Origin of the sequence: Rahnella sp. CFA14(1/10), assembly GCF_004195095.1 — a bacterium.
Lineage (GTDB): Bacteria > Pseudomonadota > Gammaproteobacteria > Enterobacterales > Enterobacteriaceae > Rahnella > Rahnella perminowiae.
In genome coordinates this window covers 108,571-123,737 of record NZ_SEWS01000004.1, presented here as the reverse complement: position 1 = coordinate 123,737, position 15,167 = coordinate 108,571, and the positions used below count along the sequence as shown (strand labels likewise).

General features: G+C 52.8%; 15 protein-coding genes. 7 read left to right on the top strand and 8 right to left on the bottom strand.

Annotation, left to right across the window (positions count from 1 at the left end; genetic code table 11):
- Positions 1–13: 13 nt before the first annotated feature.
- The 5 genes from EVX52_RS09540 (at position 14) to EVX52_RS09520 (ending at position 5,930) form a co-directional block, all read left to right on the top strand.
- Positions 14–1,315 (top strand): carbohydrate ABC transporter permease, encoded by a 1,302-nt coding sequence (locus EVX52_RS09540; RefSeq protein ID WP_165385176.1) that lies wholly within the window; start codon positions 14–16, stop codon positions 1,313–1,315.
- A gap of 14 nt (positions 1,316–1,329) precedes the next feature.
- Entirely contained in the window at positions 1,330–2,181 is an 852-nt protein-coding gene (locus EVX52_RS09535; protein WP_129952562.1) for a sugar ABC transporter permease, read from the top strand.
- Positions 2,182–2,245: 64 nt separating this feature from the next.
- The gene (locus EVX52_RS09530; RefSeq protein ID WP_240783459.1) at positions 2,246–3,397 is read left to right on the top strand and encodes an arabinogalactan endo-beta-1,4-galactanase; all 1,152 of its coding nucleotides are present in this window, start codon (positions 2,246–2,248) and stop codon (positions 3,395–3,397) included.
- A 65-nt stretch (positions 3,398–3,462) separates the two neighbouring features.
- On the top strand, positions 3,463–5,532 hold the full coding sequence (locus tag EVX52_RS09525; RefSeq protein ID WP_129991170.1) for a beta-galactosidase: 2,070 nt from the start codon (positions 3,463–3,465) through the stop codon (positions 5,530–5,532).
- Positions 5,533–5,612: 80 nt separating this feature from the next.
- Positions 5,613–5,930 (top strand): glucose PTS transporter subunit EIIB, encoded by a 318-nt coding sequence (locus EVX52_RS09520; protein WP_129952565.1) that lies wholly within the window; start codon positions 5,613–5,615, stop codon positions 5,928–5,930.
- A gap of 316 nt (positions 5,931–6,246) precedes the next feature.
- Here the strand turns inward: EVX52_RS09520 and EVX52_RS09515 are convergent, their stop codons facing one another.
- Entirely contained in the window at positions 6,247–7,503 is a 1,257-nt protein-coding gene (locus EVX52_RS09515) for a maltoporin (RefSeq protein WP_129991169.1), read from the bottom strand.
- A gap of 277 nt (positions 7,504–7,780) precedes the next feature.
- Between EVX52_RS09515 and EVX52_RS09510 the strand changes: the two genes are divergently transcribed.
- Both EVX52_RS09510 and EVX52_RS09505 read left to right on the top strand, forming a co-directional pair.
- On the top strand, positions 7,781–8,851 hold the full coding sequence (locus EVX52_RS09510) for a LacI family DNA-binding transcriptional regulator (RefSeq protein WP_129952567.1): 1,071 nt from the start codon (positions 7,781–7,783) through the stop codon (positions 8,849–8,851).
- A 74-nt stretch (positions 8,852–8,925) separates the two neighbouring features.
- Complete coding sequence (locus EVX52_RS09505) at positions 8,926–9,402, top strand: DUF805 domain-containing protein (RefSeq protein WP_129952568.1); 477 nt, start codon at positions 8,926–8,928, stop codon at positions 9,400–9,402.
- Positions 9,403–9,429: 27 nt separating this feature from the next.
- On the opposite strand, the gene EVX52_RS09500 is transcribed toward EVX52_RS09505, so the two are convergent.
- From EVX52_RS09500 to citC, 7 genes are read right to left on the bottom strand one after another with little or no spacing between them, the layout of a single operon-like run.
- A complete protein-coding gene (locus EVX52_RS09500) occupies positions 9,430–9,978 on the bottom strand; it encodes an alpha/beta hydrolase (protein WP_129952569.1) in 549 nt (182 codons plus the stop codon).
- Positions 9,975–10,814 (bottom strand): triphosphoribosyl-dephospho-CoA synthase CitG, encoded by an 840-nt coding sequence (gene citG, locus EVX52_RS09495; RefSeq protein ID WP_129991168.1) that lies wholly within the window; start codon positions 10,812–10,814, stop codon positions 9,975–9,977. The genes EVX52_RS09500 and citG overlap by 4 nt, the downstream gene beginning before the upstream one ends.
- Positions 10,792–11,331 carry a citrate lyase holo-[acyl-carrier protein] synthase gene (gene citX, locus EVX52_RS09490; protein ID WP_129952571.1) on the bottom strand — a complete coding sequence of 180 codons (540 nt, stop codon included), beginning with the start codon at positions 11,329–11,331 and terminating at the stop codon, positions 10,792–10,794. Before citX ends, citG begins: the two co-directional genes overlap by 23 nt.
- Positions 11,332–12,858, bottom strand: a complete 1,527-nt coding sequence (citF, locus tag EVX52_RS09485) for a citrate lyase subunit alpha (protein WP_129952572.1) — start codon at positions 12,856–12,858, stop codon at positions 11,332–11,334.
- 30 nt (positions 12,859–12,888) lie between these two features.
- Positions 12,889–13,764, bottom strand: a complete 876-nt coding sequence (citE, locus tag EVX52_RS09480; RefSeq protein ID WP_129991167.1) for a citrate (pro-3S)-lyase subunit beta — start codon at positions 13,762–13,764, stop codon at positions 12,889–12,891.
- Complete coding sequence (citD, locus tag EVX52_RS09475; protein ID WP_129991166.1) at positions 13,761–14,051, bottom strand: citrate lyase acyl carrier protein; 291 nt, start codon at positions 14,049–14,051, stop codon at positions 13,761–13,763. The genes citE and citD overlap by 4 nt, the downstream gene beginning before the upstream one ends.
- A 15-nt stretch (positions 14,052–14,066) precedes the next feature.
- Positions 14,067–15,161: a [citrate (pro-3S)-lyase] ligase gene (citC, locus tag EVX52_RS09470; protein WP_129991165.1), complete on the bottom strand. Its 1,095-nt coding sequence runs from the start codon at positions 15,159–15,161 to the stop codon at positions 14,067–14,069.
- Positions 15,162–15,167 lie beyond the last annotated feature (6 nt).

Genomic DNA, 15,167 nt, shown 5'->3' with positions numbered 1-15,167 from the left:
CATCTTTGTGTCTATGCGTCTTCATGAGGAAAACCCGGCGCCATTTTCCCCCAGCCACCATGCACCGGTGGCGCTGGCTGTGGCGCTGATCCCCGGTTTTGGGCAGTTTTATAACCGGCAATGGGCCAAGGGAATACTGTTTTTTATCATTCTTATTTGTTTCGCCGGCGTGTTCTATGATTTCCTGCGTCAGGGATTATGGGGTTTATATACGCTGGGTGAAGAAGTACCGCGTGATAATTCGATATTTCTGCTCGCCAAAGGCATTATCAGCCTGCTGATTGGCGCATTCGGTGCGGCTTTTTATTACTGGAGCCTGCGCGATGCATGGGCAAACGGTAAACGCCGTGACCAGGGCATGGAATTACCCAGCGTGCGTAAGCAATATCATTTGCTGCTGCGTGAAGGTTTTCCCTATCTAATGATCACACCGGGTTTTATTTTACTGGTGTTTGTGGTGGTTTTTCCGATTATATTCGGCTTCTCAATCGCGTTTACTAATTACAATTTATATCACACGCCACCGGCGAAATTAGTCGACTGGGTGGGGTTCAAAAACTTTATTAATATTTTCACGCTCAATATCTGGCGCTCCACATTGCTGGATGTATTGCAATGGACGGTGGTCTGGACGGTGCTGGCGACCACGCTGCAATGTACGGTGGGTGTCATGCTGGCGATTCTGGTGAATCAGAAAGATTTGCGCTTCAAGGCACTGATCCGCACCGTGCTGATATTGCCGTGGGCGGTGCCGGGTTTCGTTACCATTCTGGTATTTGCGGGTATGTTCAATGATTCATTTGGCGTCATTAACAACGGCATTCTGGCGGCCTTAGGTATTGAGCCTAAAGCCTGGCTGACCGATCCGTTCTGGACCAAAACAGCGCTGATCATGATGCAGACCTGGTTGGGCTTCCCGTTTGTGTTTGCCATGACTACCGGCGTATTGCAGGCTATCCCGAACGATTTATATGAAGCCGCGACGATGGATGGTGCCAGTACCTGGAAGAAACTCAAAACCATTACGTTGCCGCTGGTCTTATATTCCATTGCGCCAATTATTATTACGCAATACACCTTCAATTTTAATAATTTCAATATCATCTATCTGTTTAATAACGGTGGCCCGGCGGTGGCCGGTTCGAATGCGGGCGGAACGGATATTCTGGTGTCGTGGATATATAAACTCACCATGTCATCTTCGCAATATGCTATTGCGGCGACCATTACAATTCTGCTGTCGATATTTGTAGTCGGTATTGCGTTGTGGCAATTCCGGTCAACGAATTCATTTAAACAAGATGATATGGCGTAACCGGGAGAAGGAATATGAGTAAACACACCAGTATTAAAAGAAACCGGTTTATCCGCCTTGCGCTGAGTTATTTACTGTTGCTGATGGTGGGGGTAATTATTATTTATCCGCTTATCTGGACAGTCGGTGCGTCACTCAATGCCGGTAACAGCCTGCTCAGTACGTCGATTATTCCGGAGAATGTCTCGTTCCAGCATTACAAAGACTTATTTAACGGTGAAGTGAATTATGTCGGCTGGTACTGGAACTCGATGAAAATCAGTTTCCTGACCATGATCCTGACCCTGATTTGCGTGAGTTTTACCGCTTATTCCTTCTCGCGCTTTCGTTTTAAAGGCCGGAAAGACGGGCTGATGCTGTTCCTTTTATTGCAGATGATCCCGCAGTTTTCGGCGCTGATCGCCATTTTCGTGCTGGCGCAATTACTGGGGCTTATCAACAGCCATCTGGCGCTGGTACTGATTTACGTCGGCGGCATGATCCCAATGAACACCTATCTGATGAAAGGCTATCTCGATGCCATTCCGAAAGATCTGGATGAATCAGCGCGGATGGACGGCGCCGGTAATTTCCGCATTTTCATCGAAATCATCATGCCGCTGTCGAAGCCGATCCTGGCGGTGATAGCGCTGTTTTCCTTCACCGGCCCGCTGGGGGATTTCATTCTTTCGAGCACCATTTTGCGTACACCGGATAAGTACACCTTGCCGATTGGCCTGTACAACCTGGTGGCGCAAAAAATGGGGGCTAATTACACCATGTACGCCGCAGGGGCGGTACTGATCGCCGTACCGGTCGCCATTTTCTATCTCGCCTTACAAAAATACTTCGTTTCCGGCCTGACGGCTGGCAGTACAAAAGGATAATCCGATGTCTTTATTTTCTAAGAAGATTTTCAATAAAAGCGCAATGGCCTGCGTACTGCTGGCCATGTCGTTCTCCGGTGTGGCACAGGATGTGGTGATCAAAAAAGTCGCTAACGTGCCCGCAGATTTCATCAGGGGTGCCGATATCTCGACGCTGATAGATGTGGAGAAACACGGCGGCAAGTTCTTTGACCAGAACCACAAACAGACCGATGCGATGGTGATCCTCAGGCAGAACGGTTTTAACTACGTCCGTTTACGCTTATGGGTGGATCCGAAAGATGCACAGGGCCATCCGTACGGCGGCGGAAATAACGATCTGGCCACCACGCTGGAACTGGCGAAACGCGCTAAAGCCCTGGGTTTTAAAATCCTGCTTGATTTTCATTACAGCGATTTCTGGACCGATCCCGGCAAACAGTTCAAGCCAAAAAGCTGGGAGAAAATGGATTATCCGCAGTTGAAAACTGCCATTCATGATTATAGCCGTGACGTGATCGCCAAATTCCGCGCACAGGGCACCGTGCCGGATATGGTGCAGGTCGGTAACGAAATGAACGGCGGCATTTTGTGGCCGGAAGGCAAAAGCTGGGGCGCGGGCGGCGGCGAGTTTGACCGTCTGGCCGGGTTGCTGAATGCGGCGATTACCGGTGTCCGCGCGGACGAAAAAAATCCGTCAGATATCAAAATTATGTTGCATCTGGCTGAAGGCACCAAGAACGATACCTTCCGCTGGTGGTTCGATGAAATCAACCGTCGCAACGTGCCTTATGACGTGATTGGCCTGTCTTTTTATACTTACTGGAATGGCCCGATTTCAGCATTGCAGACCAATATGGATGACATCAGCAAACGCTACAACAAAGACGTGATCGTCGTGGAAGTGGCTTACGGCTATACCACCAAAAACTGTGATGCAGCTGAAAACAGTTTCACGGAAAAAGAAGCCAAAGACGGCGGCTATCCGGGCACGGTGCAGGGCCAGGCCGATTTCCTCAGCGATCTGATCAAAAGCCTGGTGGCCGTGCCGGATCATCGCGGCAAGGGCCTTTTCTACTGGGAACCGACCTGGATCGCTGTTGACGGCGCCGGCTGGGCGACACCTGCCGGTATGACCTACATCAATGATCACTGGAAAGAGGGCAACGCCCGCGAAAATCAGGCGTTGTTCAGCTGTGACGGCCAGGTTCTTCCTTCCATCAAAGTCTTCAATTAATCCCTTTTTCCCCGGCCGGATTGGCCGGGGTGTGAATATTTCTTAAAGTTCCTAAGGACCCAAGCATGACGAAATTTCCTCCTCTGAGCAGTAAGATTTCCGGCCTGTTACATGGCGCGGATTACAATCCGGAACAGTGGCTGGAGAGCCCCGATGTCCTGATTCGTGATGTCGAAATGATGAAAGAGGCGTGCTGTAATGTCATGTCAGTCGGAATTTTCAGCTGGTCAGCGCTGGAACCCGAAGAAGGCCATTTCACGTTTGGCTGGATGGATCAGGTGCTGGATCGTTTGCACGAAAACGGCATTTCGGTATTTCTCGCCACCCCAAGCGGGGCGCGTCCTGCGTGGATGTCGCAAAAGTACCCGGAAGTCCTGCGTGTGGGGCGCGACCGTGTAAAAGCGCTGCATGGCGGACGTCATAATCACTGCATGAGTTCGCCGGTGTATGCCGAAAAAGTTCAGGTGATGAACAGCGCGCTGGCGAAGCGCTACGCACATCATCCGGCCGTCATCGGCTGGCATATTTCCAACGAATACGGTGGCGAGTGCCATTGTGATTTTTGCCAGACCCGTTTCCGCGACTGGCTGAAAGCCCGTTATGTCACACTGGATGCGCTGAATAAGGCCTGGTGGAGCACCTTCTGGAGCCACACTTATACCGACTGGGCGCAGATTGAATCACCATCACCACAGGGCGAAAGTGGCATTCATGGGCTGAATCTCGACTGGCGTCGTTTTAATACCGATCAGGTGACCCGTTTTTACAGTGAGGAAATCCGTCCGCTGAAAGCGGAGAACCCGGCGTTACCGGCGACCACCAATTTCATGGAATATTTCTACGATTACGATTACTGGAAACTGGCCAGTGTGCTGGATTTTATCTCGTGGGACAGTTATCCGATGTGGCACACCCGCAAAGACGATATTGGTCTGGCGGCGTATACCGCGATGTATCACGACCTGATGCGTACCCTGAAACAGGGCAAACCCTTTGTGCTGATGGAATCGACGCCGAGTTTCACCAACTGGCAGCCGGTTAGCAAACTGAAAAAGCCGGGGATGCACATTTTGTCCTCCCTGCAGGCAGTCGCGCACGGTTCGGATTCGGTGCAATATTTCCAGTGGCGTAAAAGCCGTGGTTCTTCGGAGAAATTCCACGGCGCGGTGGTTGATCACGTCGGGCATATTGATACCCGCGTCGGACGCGAAGTGTCTGAACTGGGCAGGATTTTATCCGCACTGGCGCCGGTGGCAGGCAGCCGCGTAGAAGCCAGAGTGGCGATTATCTTCGACTGGGAAAGCCGCTGGGCGATGGACGATTCCCTCGGGCCGCGTAATGAAGGGCTGGAGTATGAAAATACCGTCGCCGGACATTACCGCGCACTGTGGTCGCAGGGCATTGCGGTCGATGTGATCAACGCCGACTGCGATTTAACCGGTTACGACCTGGTGATTGCGCCGATGCTGTATATGGTGCGGGCAGGCGTCGGTGAGCGGATCACTGCGTTCGTGCAGGCCGGTGGCCGGTTTGTCGCAACTTACTGGAGTGGTATCGTTAACGAAACAGATTTGTGTTTCCTCAGCGGGTTCCCGGGGCCGTTGCGTCCGGTGCTGGGGATCTGGGCGGAAGAAATCGACAGCCTGACTGATGACCAGCACAACAGTGTCAGCGGTACCGAAGGCAACGCGCTGGGCTTAAACGGTCCGTACCGTGCCAGCAAATTGTGTGAAGTGATTCATCTTGAAGGCGCGGCAGCACTGGCAACGTATGGCGAGGATTTCTACGCGGGAACCCCGGCGGTGACCGTGAATCTGTTTGGCAAAGGCCAGGCCTATTACCTGGCTTCGCGCAACGATCAGCAATTCCATGCTGATTTTTATACCGCGCTGGCGAAAGAAATGCAGTTGCCGCGGGCGATAGAAACGGATTTACCGGAGGGTGTCACCGCAGCACGTCGCACAGACGGCGAAAATGAATTTATCTTCCTGCAAAACTACGCCGCAGACAGTCAGACGGTGACGTTGCCGGATGATTACCGCGACATGGTGCATGGCGGTGTATTACCCCGCAAACTGACGCTGCCGGCATTCGGTTGTCAGATCCTGTCGCGCCGTTTATCTGCCATTTCTTAAACTCTTATTTTTAACAACCACGTGCAATCAGGTTTTTCCGGTTGCACGTTTTTTTTCATTCCTGAAAGAGAGTGTTCATCATGGTAAATATTAAAGACTTTATGCATGTATTCTCTGCGAAGAATAAAAGCCCTGAAAATGAGATCCCGCCACCGACTGATGTGGCGTTATTAATTGATGCACTCGGCGGGCGCGATAATATTATTAACGTTGATGCCTGCATTACCCGTTTGCGGGTGACGGTAAAAGAACTCAGGCGGGTGAACTCCGGCGCTATCCAGCAGACCGGCGCGATTGGCGTGGTAATCATCGGTCAGGAAGTGCATGCCATATTTGGTAAGCAGTCCGACAGCCTGAAGAAATTAATGACTGAGAAGTTTGGTTTAAAAAGTAATTAATCTCTCTTACGTAAACGCACTAAAAATAAAGGCAGCCCGACACAAGGCTGCCTTTATTATTTCTGCTTTCTATAAATGATAATAATGATGCTGCTGTGCGGAGAAAAAACGTAACGATCCCCTACAAGAGAAATTAAGTTTCGTCTGTCGCTTTATTACAATGAGGATATTTTTTTAATAATTAACACCTGTTTTTTCAAATCCATTGGAGTTGCAGCAAGGCAGCAAGTGAGCGAGTCCCGATGAGCTGACTTATGTCAGTGATTCGGGTGAGCAAACGTAGCTAACGCAGTTGCAGCTTCAAGGAAGAAAAAAATCACCACCAGGCTTCGACCTGAACACCAAAGTTCCACGTATCCGCTTTGGTATGATCATCAAACGTATCGCCATGCTCCGAATCATTCAGATAAGACGCGAACACACGCAGTTCAGGACGTGACATAAACTCCGGCCCGGCTGCCAGCCCCATCGCCAGTGTATATTTTTGACCGCCTTGTTTGTAACTCGCCCCGGTCTTGTAATCATCTTTCTGGTAGAACGTACCGACTTCACCGATGGTGCGTACATAATCAGTCCACTGATATTGCGCACGTCCCACCAGAGAAACCAGTTCAGTCGTATCGGTGTAATCAGTGATGTTTTCTGCGTGGCCGTAGGTCAGCACATGGTTAAGGCTGAACTTACTGGTGATCGGGATAAGACCGGTGATGATGCCGCGATAACCGGTGGCATCATTGGTATAGTTCCACATATCGTACCAGCCGCCGCCCTGTGAAATCATGTTCTGCGCCAGACCTTTATTCGCGTACTGCAATACCAGTTTGTTATAGCCGCCCCACATGTCCTGGCTGATTTCACCGGTCAGCATCACGCCGTTATCCGCATCATACAGGCCGCCGTACTCTTTCTGGTCATGCGACAGATTTGGCATGGCGTAGTCGGCACCGATTTCCATCCACGCACCGCTCCAGGGTTTAATTCCGGCATAACGTACGTCGATGTAGTTGATGTTCACATCATTATTACCGTCCACGCGGTAATCTACGTCATTGGCATCGCCACGGATCCACGCCAGAGAAAGCGCGCCTTCACCCATTTTAAGATTTTCAATACCGGCACCGGCACCGGAAATGTTCCAGTATTTGGTATCGATGATGTGTAAATCGTGACGCTGGTAATAACGTTTACCGCCCCAGATCACGGCATCTTTATCCCAGGGGACCAGCCCTTTGATTTGCAGATTCAACTGGCGCAGGCCGAACTGTGCATCGTCATTTAAGGTGTTTTCATCATCATTAGAGCCGTCAGACACCATACTGACCATGGAGTCGACGTAAAAACTCACGTCATCTTTCTTGTAAACTTCGCTGCCCAGTTCAATTTCGCCGTAGGTGTCATCTTCGTTGCCCAGACGCCCGACTTTATTTTTCTGGAATTGTTCCAGACTGCCACCGCCAGAAACCCCCACGCCCGAACGCAGATATCCATGAAAATCAATATCATTTGCCACGGCAGGGGCCGCTGTGATGGCGAGGGAAACCGCCACAGCCAGAGTGCGTAAGTTGTGTTTCATTTTTTTTCCTTATGATTGTATGACGTTCACATTTACGGAATCTATAAGATACCCAGAAACAATAATGATCAATTTTACATATTGTGAAATGTGATATATGTCTACAAGTTATGGATTATTGATAAATCGTGAGTGATATAAATCACGAATATATTCAATGTTAACGTATAACTTATGCATTGCCGGTCACCCGGATTGAACTTTTAAATGAGATCCCGTACGTTGGCTCGATTATCATAGGATTGAGCAAAATCACGGGTTGCGGTCTGGGGAAAGAATGAAATCAAAAAGTTCGACATTAGAGGATGTTGCCCGCTATGCCGGTGTTTCGTATCAGACGGTTTCGCGGGTGTTAAACAAATCGGCCAATGTCTCAGATGCCACGCGTCTGAAAGTTGAACAGGCCATTGAAGTTTTGCGCTACGTGCCGAACCGGCTGGCACAGCAACTGGTGGGGAAGCAGAGTTTTACCATCGGACTTGTCACGACGTCACTGGCGCTACACGCGCCTTCGCAAATTGCCGCGTCAGTGAAGAAATATGCGCATCAGGCCGGGTATCAGGTACTGATTTCAATGATTGACGGAGACGTCAACCAGAGCATTCAGGACTCGATTAATGAACTGAAATCACAACGTGTTGAGCGTGTCATCATCAACATTCCGCTGGAAAGCGCCGAGGCGGGACGGATTTATGAAAATAACCGCGACATCCTGTGTCTTTTTCTTGACGTCGATCCCACCAGCCCGGTGTTTAATGTCTGCTTTAATCCGGCTGACGGTTCACGCGCCAGCGTGGAATATCTGCATGATTTAGGGCACCGCGAATTTGCCTTGCTGGCGGGACCGGAGGATTCTGTCTCTTCCCGTTTACGTCTGGAAAGCTGGCAGGAAACGCTGGCAGAGAAGGGCATCCAGCCGGTGACGGTTATTCACGGCGACTGGAGTGCAAAAAGCGGTTATTACAGCGCGTTGCAGATTTTGCGTGAAACTCCGCAATTCACCGCCATGCTGGTGGGAAATGACCAGATGGCGCTTGGCGTCATCAGTGCGCTTCATCAGCACAATGTGGCCATCCCGCAGCACGTGTCGATCATCGGATACGATGACACCTACGACAGCGCTTTCTTTCATCCGGCACTGACCACCGTCTCACTGGATCTCGATTTGCAGAGCAAAGAGGCGGTTGAACATTTGCTGGCCGAAAACCCTGAGACGATGTCATCGAAAATTCTGCCTGCGAAGCTGGTGGTGCGTAATTCCACCCGTGCGCCGGGGCAGCAGGAGAAAGATCTCAACCTGATAGCCGATCAGCTCAATATTCTGGCGCAGCAGTTGCGGGGGCAGTAAGAAAACGCTTTAATTCTTTACCTATTAAAAAACCCATTGAAATATCAGATGAACAGGCAAAAGGATGTGATGAAATGACGTTATGGCAGTGTTATTTGCAGGGCTGGAAAAAGTATGTAGATTTCCGTGGCTGCGCGACCCGCAAGGAGTTCTGGACATTTGCGCTGGGTAATTTGCTGATTATTATTTTGCTGACCATGGGCGTTTCATTCCTGTTCGCGCTGGCGGGGAATCCTTACAGCATTTTTTACGCCGGGGTTGCTTATACTTTGTTTGCCCTGGCGACGGCATTACCGCTTCTCGCGGTCGGGATCCGGCGTATGCACGACATCAACCGCTCCGGCTGGTGGTTTGGCGGTGTTTATCTGGCAGGTATTGTTTCGCGCCTGCTGAATACCATCCTGATGCAGTACGCCTCGCCGGAAACCTATGTGTGGATGAAAATCACGTTGGGTATTGTACTGGGCTGGATCCCGCTGCTGGTCATGATTTTCCTGTGCTGTCAGAAATCCAGGCCTGCGCCGCAAACACAATCCCGCATTGTTGAGTAATGCACTACTGAACACCCTGTCGCGCATTTAGTCCGATAAGTTTGCCGCCAGTTGCGCGGCAAATACCTCCAGTTTCGTCAGCCCCCACGGCCAGTCGCCGAACCCTGATTCCACATTGATATGTCCGGCCTCCCCGATATCTGCCAGTTCGCAGCGCCACGTCTGCGCCCAAAACTCTGCCCGGGTAAAGGTCAGCAACGGATCGGTATGGCTGGCGACCAGCAGCCCCGGTACGGCCAGCGGTACAGGAAGAATGTCATCATTGAGCCCGAACCGCATGGGCTCGGCAGGAGCGACCAGCATCACACCCGCCGTGAGTTGCGGATGACGGTTCGCCCACACCAGGCTTGCGAGCGCGCCAAAACTGTGGCCGATCAGCAGCAGCGGGGAAGGGGCCTTTTTCTGCTCACGGTCAATGGCAGTAATCCAGCCTTCAAGATCAACCTGCGCCCAGTTGCGCTGCTTTATGCGCAGCCAGTGGGGATATTGTTCATGCCAGCGGCTTTGCCAGTGCCCGGCTTCGCTGTCACGCAATCCGGGAACCAGCATGCGGGTTATTTCAGGCACCGGGCTCATTGTGGGAAAGCCATCAGCACGATGGCAATTGCCAGCAAATCCGCACTGCCTCCGGGGCTGAGATGACGGGCTATCAGGGCGTTGTCCATCTGCTGTAAATCCTCCGTCTGCCAGCCTGTGTTCAGTAACCGGCGGGCATAATCCTGTACGAAACGTAATCCGCTGAGGCCGCCGCGTGCCACCAGATTGGTGTCGGGGTTATAGGCCATCAGGCGCAGCAAAGCATTAAGGCTGCGGCGTTCAGAATGGCTTTCCTGATACCAGTATGGAAAAACGTGGCGACGCAAAGTGAGGAATCCGCTCTGTACCTCGCCCCGGGCACCGGTCATCCCGTGTGCCACAAACAGCCGTTCACCCGCCGACACCGGCTGGCAGCAGTGTTGTAATTCGCGCTCAACCAACCCTTGCGTCATGGCGGCCACTTCAGCACATAAGCGATTGCGGGTCAGCAACCGGCGTTGTCCGATCAGTCTGCCTGCGGCGGTGCACAATAACCCGAGCGAGAAGATGCCGCCTTTGTGGGTGTTAATCCCCTGTGTTGCGCCGAACATCGCCTGCTCACAGGCCAGTCCGGTCGGACGGATGCGCATCAGCATCCCCTGTGAGGGTTGCAGAAAATCCTGCTGACCAAGAGTAAAAAACTGATGGAGCCAGGGCGTGATGGCATCAATGCTGCGCAGAAACAGGGGCAAATCCATGTCGCTGTGCGAGCCGTTGTTGGCACTGTCCACCAGCCCCGGTTTGGGGGTCAGCCAGACTTCACGGCGCAACGCTTCGGCTGCCAGTGCGGCAATGTCAGTAGAGACAGGATGTTCAGAGCATACGGTGCCAGCCATCAATCAGTGCCTCCACTTTGGCGATAACTTCCGGCAGCGGGTGCTGGCGCGAACGGGCGCAGGCATGGGCGGGGCCATCGCAAATCAGACAGCGGCGGCTGGCATTGTCGAGCGAACGGCGGCCCACAATGCCCGCCTGCGGGCAGATCACATCGAAATCCCATAAACGCCCGAGGATATGTGATTGTTCCAGTTCAACCGTAGCCGCTTTCACTTCCGGCGCAGGATGTTTCACGCACCAGAACGCTTCCGCACCGGTGGGCAGCCAGAAGACCTGTTGTTTCAGTACCGGCCAGCCATGTTGCAGCAACATGACTTCGGCACGTTGCAATGCCTCACGCATAACCTGACGATACACGACAGAGTCTTTCACCGGCCCCGGCGTTACCAGCGTGAGTGAAATCAGCGGTTGCGAGAATTGAGTCAGCCAGTGGGTTTGTCGTTTGGCCCGCAGTTCCTTTGCTGCCAACAAATCCTCAAGGCTGACGCCTGCATCAGCAGGCGTCATGATGGTCATTTATGCGTCCTCTTTTACCTGATGAACCACGTCAATGACACTGCCGTCGCGATAGCGGATAACACCCACGATGCGGTCAGTGAATTCAATCGGTTTCGGTTCGCCGGTCAGGGAAATCGCCCGCTGATACAACGCCTCGATGTCCATGATTTTCAGACCCGCCTCCTCCAGTCGCTGCCGGATTTCCGGACGTGCCGGGTTGACAGCGATGCCATGATCAGTCACCAGCACATCGATGCTTTCCCCCGGCGTTACACGGGTGGTGACGCGGCGCACCACCGTCGGAATTCGGCTGCGCAATAAAGGCGCGACGACAATGGTCAGATTGGCCGCACTGGCAACATCGCAATGACCGCCGGACGCGCCACGCATGACACCGTCGGAACCGGTGATGACATTAACGTTAAAACCGGTATCGATTTCCAGCGCGCTCAGAATGACGATATCCAGCTGGTCGCAGCTCGCGGCCTTTGCACCCGGATTAGCATAAACGTTGGTGGATATCTCGATGTGCTGCGGGTTACGGCTAAGTGACGCCGCCGCCTGACCGTCGAAACATTGCGTATCCAGCAGCGTTTGAATCAGACCTTTTTCATGCAAATCCACCAGACTGCCGGTGATGCCTCCGAGGGCAAAACGGGCGGTGATCTGGTGGCGTTCCATTTTCTCTTCCATGAAACGGGTGCAGGCCGTGGCCGCCGCGCCGGAACCGGTTTGCATCGAAAATCCCGGTTTGAAATAGCCCGAGTATTCAATGACTTCAGCCGCCGTACGGGCGATCATCAGTTCACGCGGATTACTGGTGACACGGGCAGCGCCGACGCTGATTTTCGCCGGATCACCGACCTGATCGACTTTAACGATGTAATCCACCTGATCCTGCACCAGGCTGGCGGGCATATTAGGGAAGGGCACCAGTTCTTCGGCCAGCAGCACCACGGTTCTGGCGAATTGCGCATCCACCATGGCGTAGCCCAGCGAACCACAGCAGGATTTACCCTGTGTACCATTGGCATTGCCGAATTCATCGCTGCACGGCACGCCAAGGAATGCGACATCAATGTTCAGTTCGCCGTCCTGCAATAATTTAACCCGACCACCGTGCGAGTGGATTTGTACCGGTTGGTCCATCAGCCCGTGAGAAATAGCATCGGCCAGTTTGCCACGCATCCCCGAGGTATAGATTTGGGTGATGACACCGTGGCGGATATGTTCGATCAGCGCATCATTACAGGTCATCAGTGAACTGGATGCCAGCGTGAGGTTTTTAAAGCCGAGTTTTGCCAGCGTGGCGACGACATTATTAATAACCTGATCACCTTCACGGAAAGCATGATGGAAGGAAATGGTCATGCCATCTTTCAGGCCGCTGCGCGCAATCGCCTGTTCCAGCGAATCGCATAATTTACGATGCAGACGGGCATCAGGATCGGAAAGATATGGCGTATTACGGTGCGCACCGTCAAAGGCAACCAGATGTCTGAGCTGCGGATAAAGACTGTGCAAAGTTTCAGTTAAATGACTCATTAGCTTGATATTCCTGTACAAAATTAAAGGCTAGCGACGGATACCGGATGCGCTGGCGCGTTCAAGTACCACCTGCGCATGGTTGATGATCGGGCCATCGATCATCTTGCCGTTGAGCGAAATCACGCCCAGCCCGTTGCGCTCGCCTTCTTCTGCGGCGGCAATCACCCGGTGCGCATAGTCCACATCTTCCTGCGTCGGCGCGTAAGCGTTGTGTAACAGCTCAATCTGTCGCGGATTGATCAGGGATTTGCCGTTAAAGCCCATTTTGCGGATCAGCTCCACTTCACGCAGGAAACCGGCCTCATCATTAATGTCGGAATACACCACGTCGAAGGCGTCAATTCCGGCGGCACGTGCCGCGTGTAGCACGGCGCAGCGGGCATAAAACAGTTCGGTGCCGTCGCCGCGCTCGGTTTGCATATCCATCACATAATCGAAAGCCGCCAGCGCAATGCCGATCAGACGCGGCGAACAGCGGGCGATCGCCACGGCATTGATTACACCAATAGCTGATTCGATGGCGGCCATCACTTTGGTGGAACCGACTTCGCGCCCGCAGGCCTTCTCGATGCGTTCGATATGCGCTTCCAGCTCAAAAATATCGTCCGGCGTATCGGTTTTGGGTAAGCGCACCACATCCGCACCCGCCTGTACCACGGCCTCCAAATCTTTAAGGCCAAACGGTGTACTGAGCGGGTTGATACGCACTACGGTTTCGATATCGCGATACATCGGGTGTGAAAGCGCATGGAAAACTAAAATGCGTGCCGTGTCTTTCTCACGCAGTGAAACGGCATCTTCGAGATCAAACATGATGGAGTCAGGGCGATAAATGAATGCCGTGGATAACATGGCGGCACTGGCCCCCGGCAGGAACAGCATGCTGCGGCGGAGTTTTTTCATCGTAACATCTCCCAGTTAATCTCTTCAGCCTGTGCCGCACGCAGTACTGCACTTTGTACCCGGGCACGAATGACGCAATCCAGTGCACCTTTGTCTTCAATAATCACCAGACCCGCGATAACACCGAGTGTATTCAGGGTGTCATTCACGACACGGCGGATCTGATCGCCAAACTGTTTGGCGACTTCACTGCTGATCACCACATTCAGCTCACTGGCCGGGGCGATTTTTACCAGTAAATCGCTGGATTCAACCGTTCCTGCCAGCGCCTCCTTCACAATTTTCATGGGTTTTTCCTGCTGTTAACAAAGTGAGGGTGAAATAATAAGAACATCGCCATGCACCGGATCCGCGGGCGCAGTGGCGGAATAATGTTGCTCAAGGTGGGCGTAAGTACTGGGCGGAACAATGTCGCGGATACGCGGTAACTGATGCGTCCGGAGCAGCGCACGCACTTCAGATGCCGAAATTGCCCTGCCGCTGGCATGACGTTTGCGGGGCAACTCCGTCACCTTCAGCGGTTGCGACGCCAGGCGGGCAGGTGCTTCCAGCCAGTCATGCATGTCGCAGTTGTACTGATGAGTCACCGGACAGAAAGGTTCGCTGCCCACAAAACGATGCGTAATCCCTAATGCCGGGGCGATGTACTGACGGAAAATCAGCAAATCCATCACGCTCCACGCCTGATTCACCAGCCCCGCATCCTTGAGGAAATAGCCGGGAAAGGTTGCGCGGGAGATTAGGTATTCAGAACCGACATGCACCGTCACGTTGGGCAGGTCCGCGACCCCCATACGGACCATTTCAAGACGTTCCTGAAACGGGAAATACGACACGTCTTCGCTTACCACAAAGACATGCAGCCAGTCGCAGGTTGCTGCCGCCTGTTCGGTGAGAAAGCGATGCCCGAGAGTGAACGGGTTGGCGTTCATCACCACCGCACCGATGCGCTGGCCATGATGATAATGGCGCTGTAAACCGCAGCAGTACTGACTGATGCCCACGGGTGTGTTTTCCATCAGCACGGCGACGTCGTCCCACTGGACCAGCGGGTAAAACCCGCAGCCACGAAAGCGCTCCCGATTTGACGGCCGGGTGTACAGAAATAAATGGAATTTTCCGCCAGATACCGCCAGATTTTCCACTTCACCCAGCAATCTGGCGCTGAGGTTTTCGCCGCGCCAGTCGGCAGCCACGGCAACGCATTTGATAATGTTGCTGACCAGACCTGCGCATCCGACCAGCCGGCGGCCCGAGCAGGCCACCACGAACTGCTCTATGTCGTCATCCATACCTAACTGGCTTTGTTGCAACAAGGCGCGGATATCCTCCAGCATGCCTTTCGGTGGCTGGCTGACAGAGATGACATAAAAGTCGGGTTCGTCACGGCTGAACATAATGCA

Excerpts from the sequence above, each read along its gene's own strand:
- EVX52_RS09540 (WP_165385176.1), top strand. The coding sequence starts at position 14 with ATGCGTCTTCATGAGGAAAACCCGGCGCCATTTTCCCCCAGCCACCAT.
- EVX52_RS09535 (WP_129952562.1), top strand. The coding sequence starts at position 1,330 with ATGAGTAAACACACCAGTATTAAAAGAAACCGGTTTATCCGCCTTGCG.
- EVX52_RS09530 (WP_240783459.1), top strand. The coding sequence starts at position 2,246 with ATGTCGTTCTCCGGTGTGGCACAGGATGTGGTGATCAAAAAAGTCGCT.
- EVX52_RS09525 (WP_129991170.1), top strand. The coding sequence starts at position 3,463 with ATGACGAAATTTCCTCCTCTGAGCAGTAAGATTTCCGGCCTGTTACAT.
- EVX52_RS09520 (WP_129952565.1), top strand. The coding sequence starts at position 5,613 with ATGGTAAATATTAAAGACTTTATGCATGTATTCTCTGCGAAGAATAAA.
- EVX52_RS09515 (WP_129991169.1), bottom strand. The coding sequence starts at position 7,503 with ATGAAACACAACTTACGCACTCTGGCTGTGGCGGTTTCCCTCGCCATC.
- EVX52_RS09510 (WP_129952567.1), top strand. The coding sequence starts at position 7,781 with ATGAAATCAAAAAGTTCGACATTAGAGGATGTTGCCCGCTATGCCGGT.
- EVX52_RS09505 (WP_129952568.1), top strand. The coding sequence starts at position 8,926 with ATGACGTTATGGCAGTGTTATTTGCAGGGCTGGAAAAAGTATGTAGAT.
- EVX52_RS09500 (WP_129952569.1), bottom strand. The coding sequence starts at position 9,978 with ATGAGCCCGGTGCCTGAAATAACCCGCATGCTGGTTCCCGGATTGCGT.
- citG (WP_129991168.1), bottom strand. The coding sequence starts at position 10,814 with ATGGCTGGCACCGTATGCTCTGAACATCCTGTCTCTACTGACATTGCC.
- citX (WP_129952571.1), bottom strand. The coding sequence starts at position 11,331 with ATGACCATCATGACGCCTGCTGATGCAGGCGTCAGCCTTGAGGATTTG.
- citF (WP_129952572.1), bottom strand. The coding sequence starts at position 12,858 with ATGAGTCATTTAACTGAAACTTTGCACAGTCTTTATCCGCAGCTCAGA.
- citE (WP_129991167.1), bottom strand. The coding sequence starts at position 13,764 with ATGAAAAAACTCCGCCGCAGCATGCTGTTCCTGCCGGGGGCCAGTGCC.
- citD (WP_129991166.1), bottom strand. The coding sequence starts at position 14,051 with ATGAAAATTGTGAAGGAGGCGCTGGCAGGAACGGTTGAATCCAGCGAT.
- citC (WP_129991165.1), bottom strand. The coding sequence starts at position 15,161 with ATGTTCAGCCGTGACGAACCCGACTTTTATGTCATCTCTGTCAGCCAG.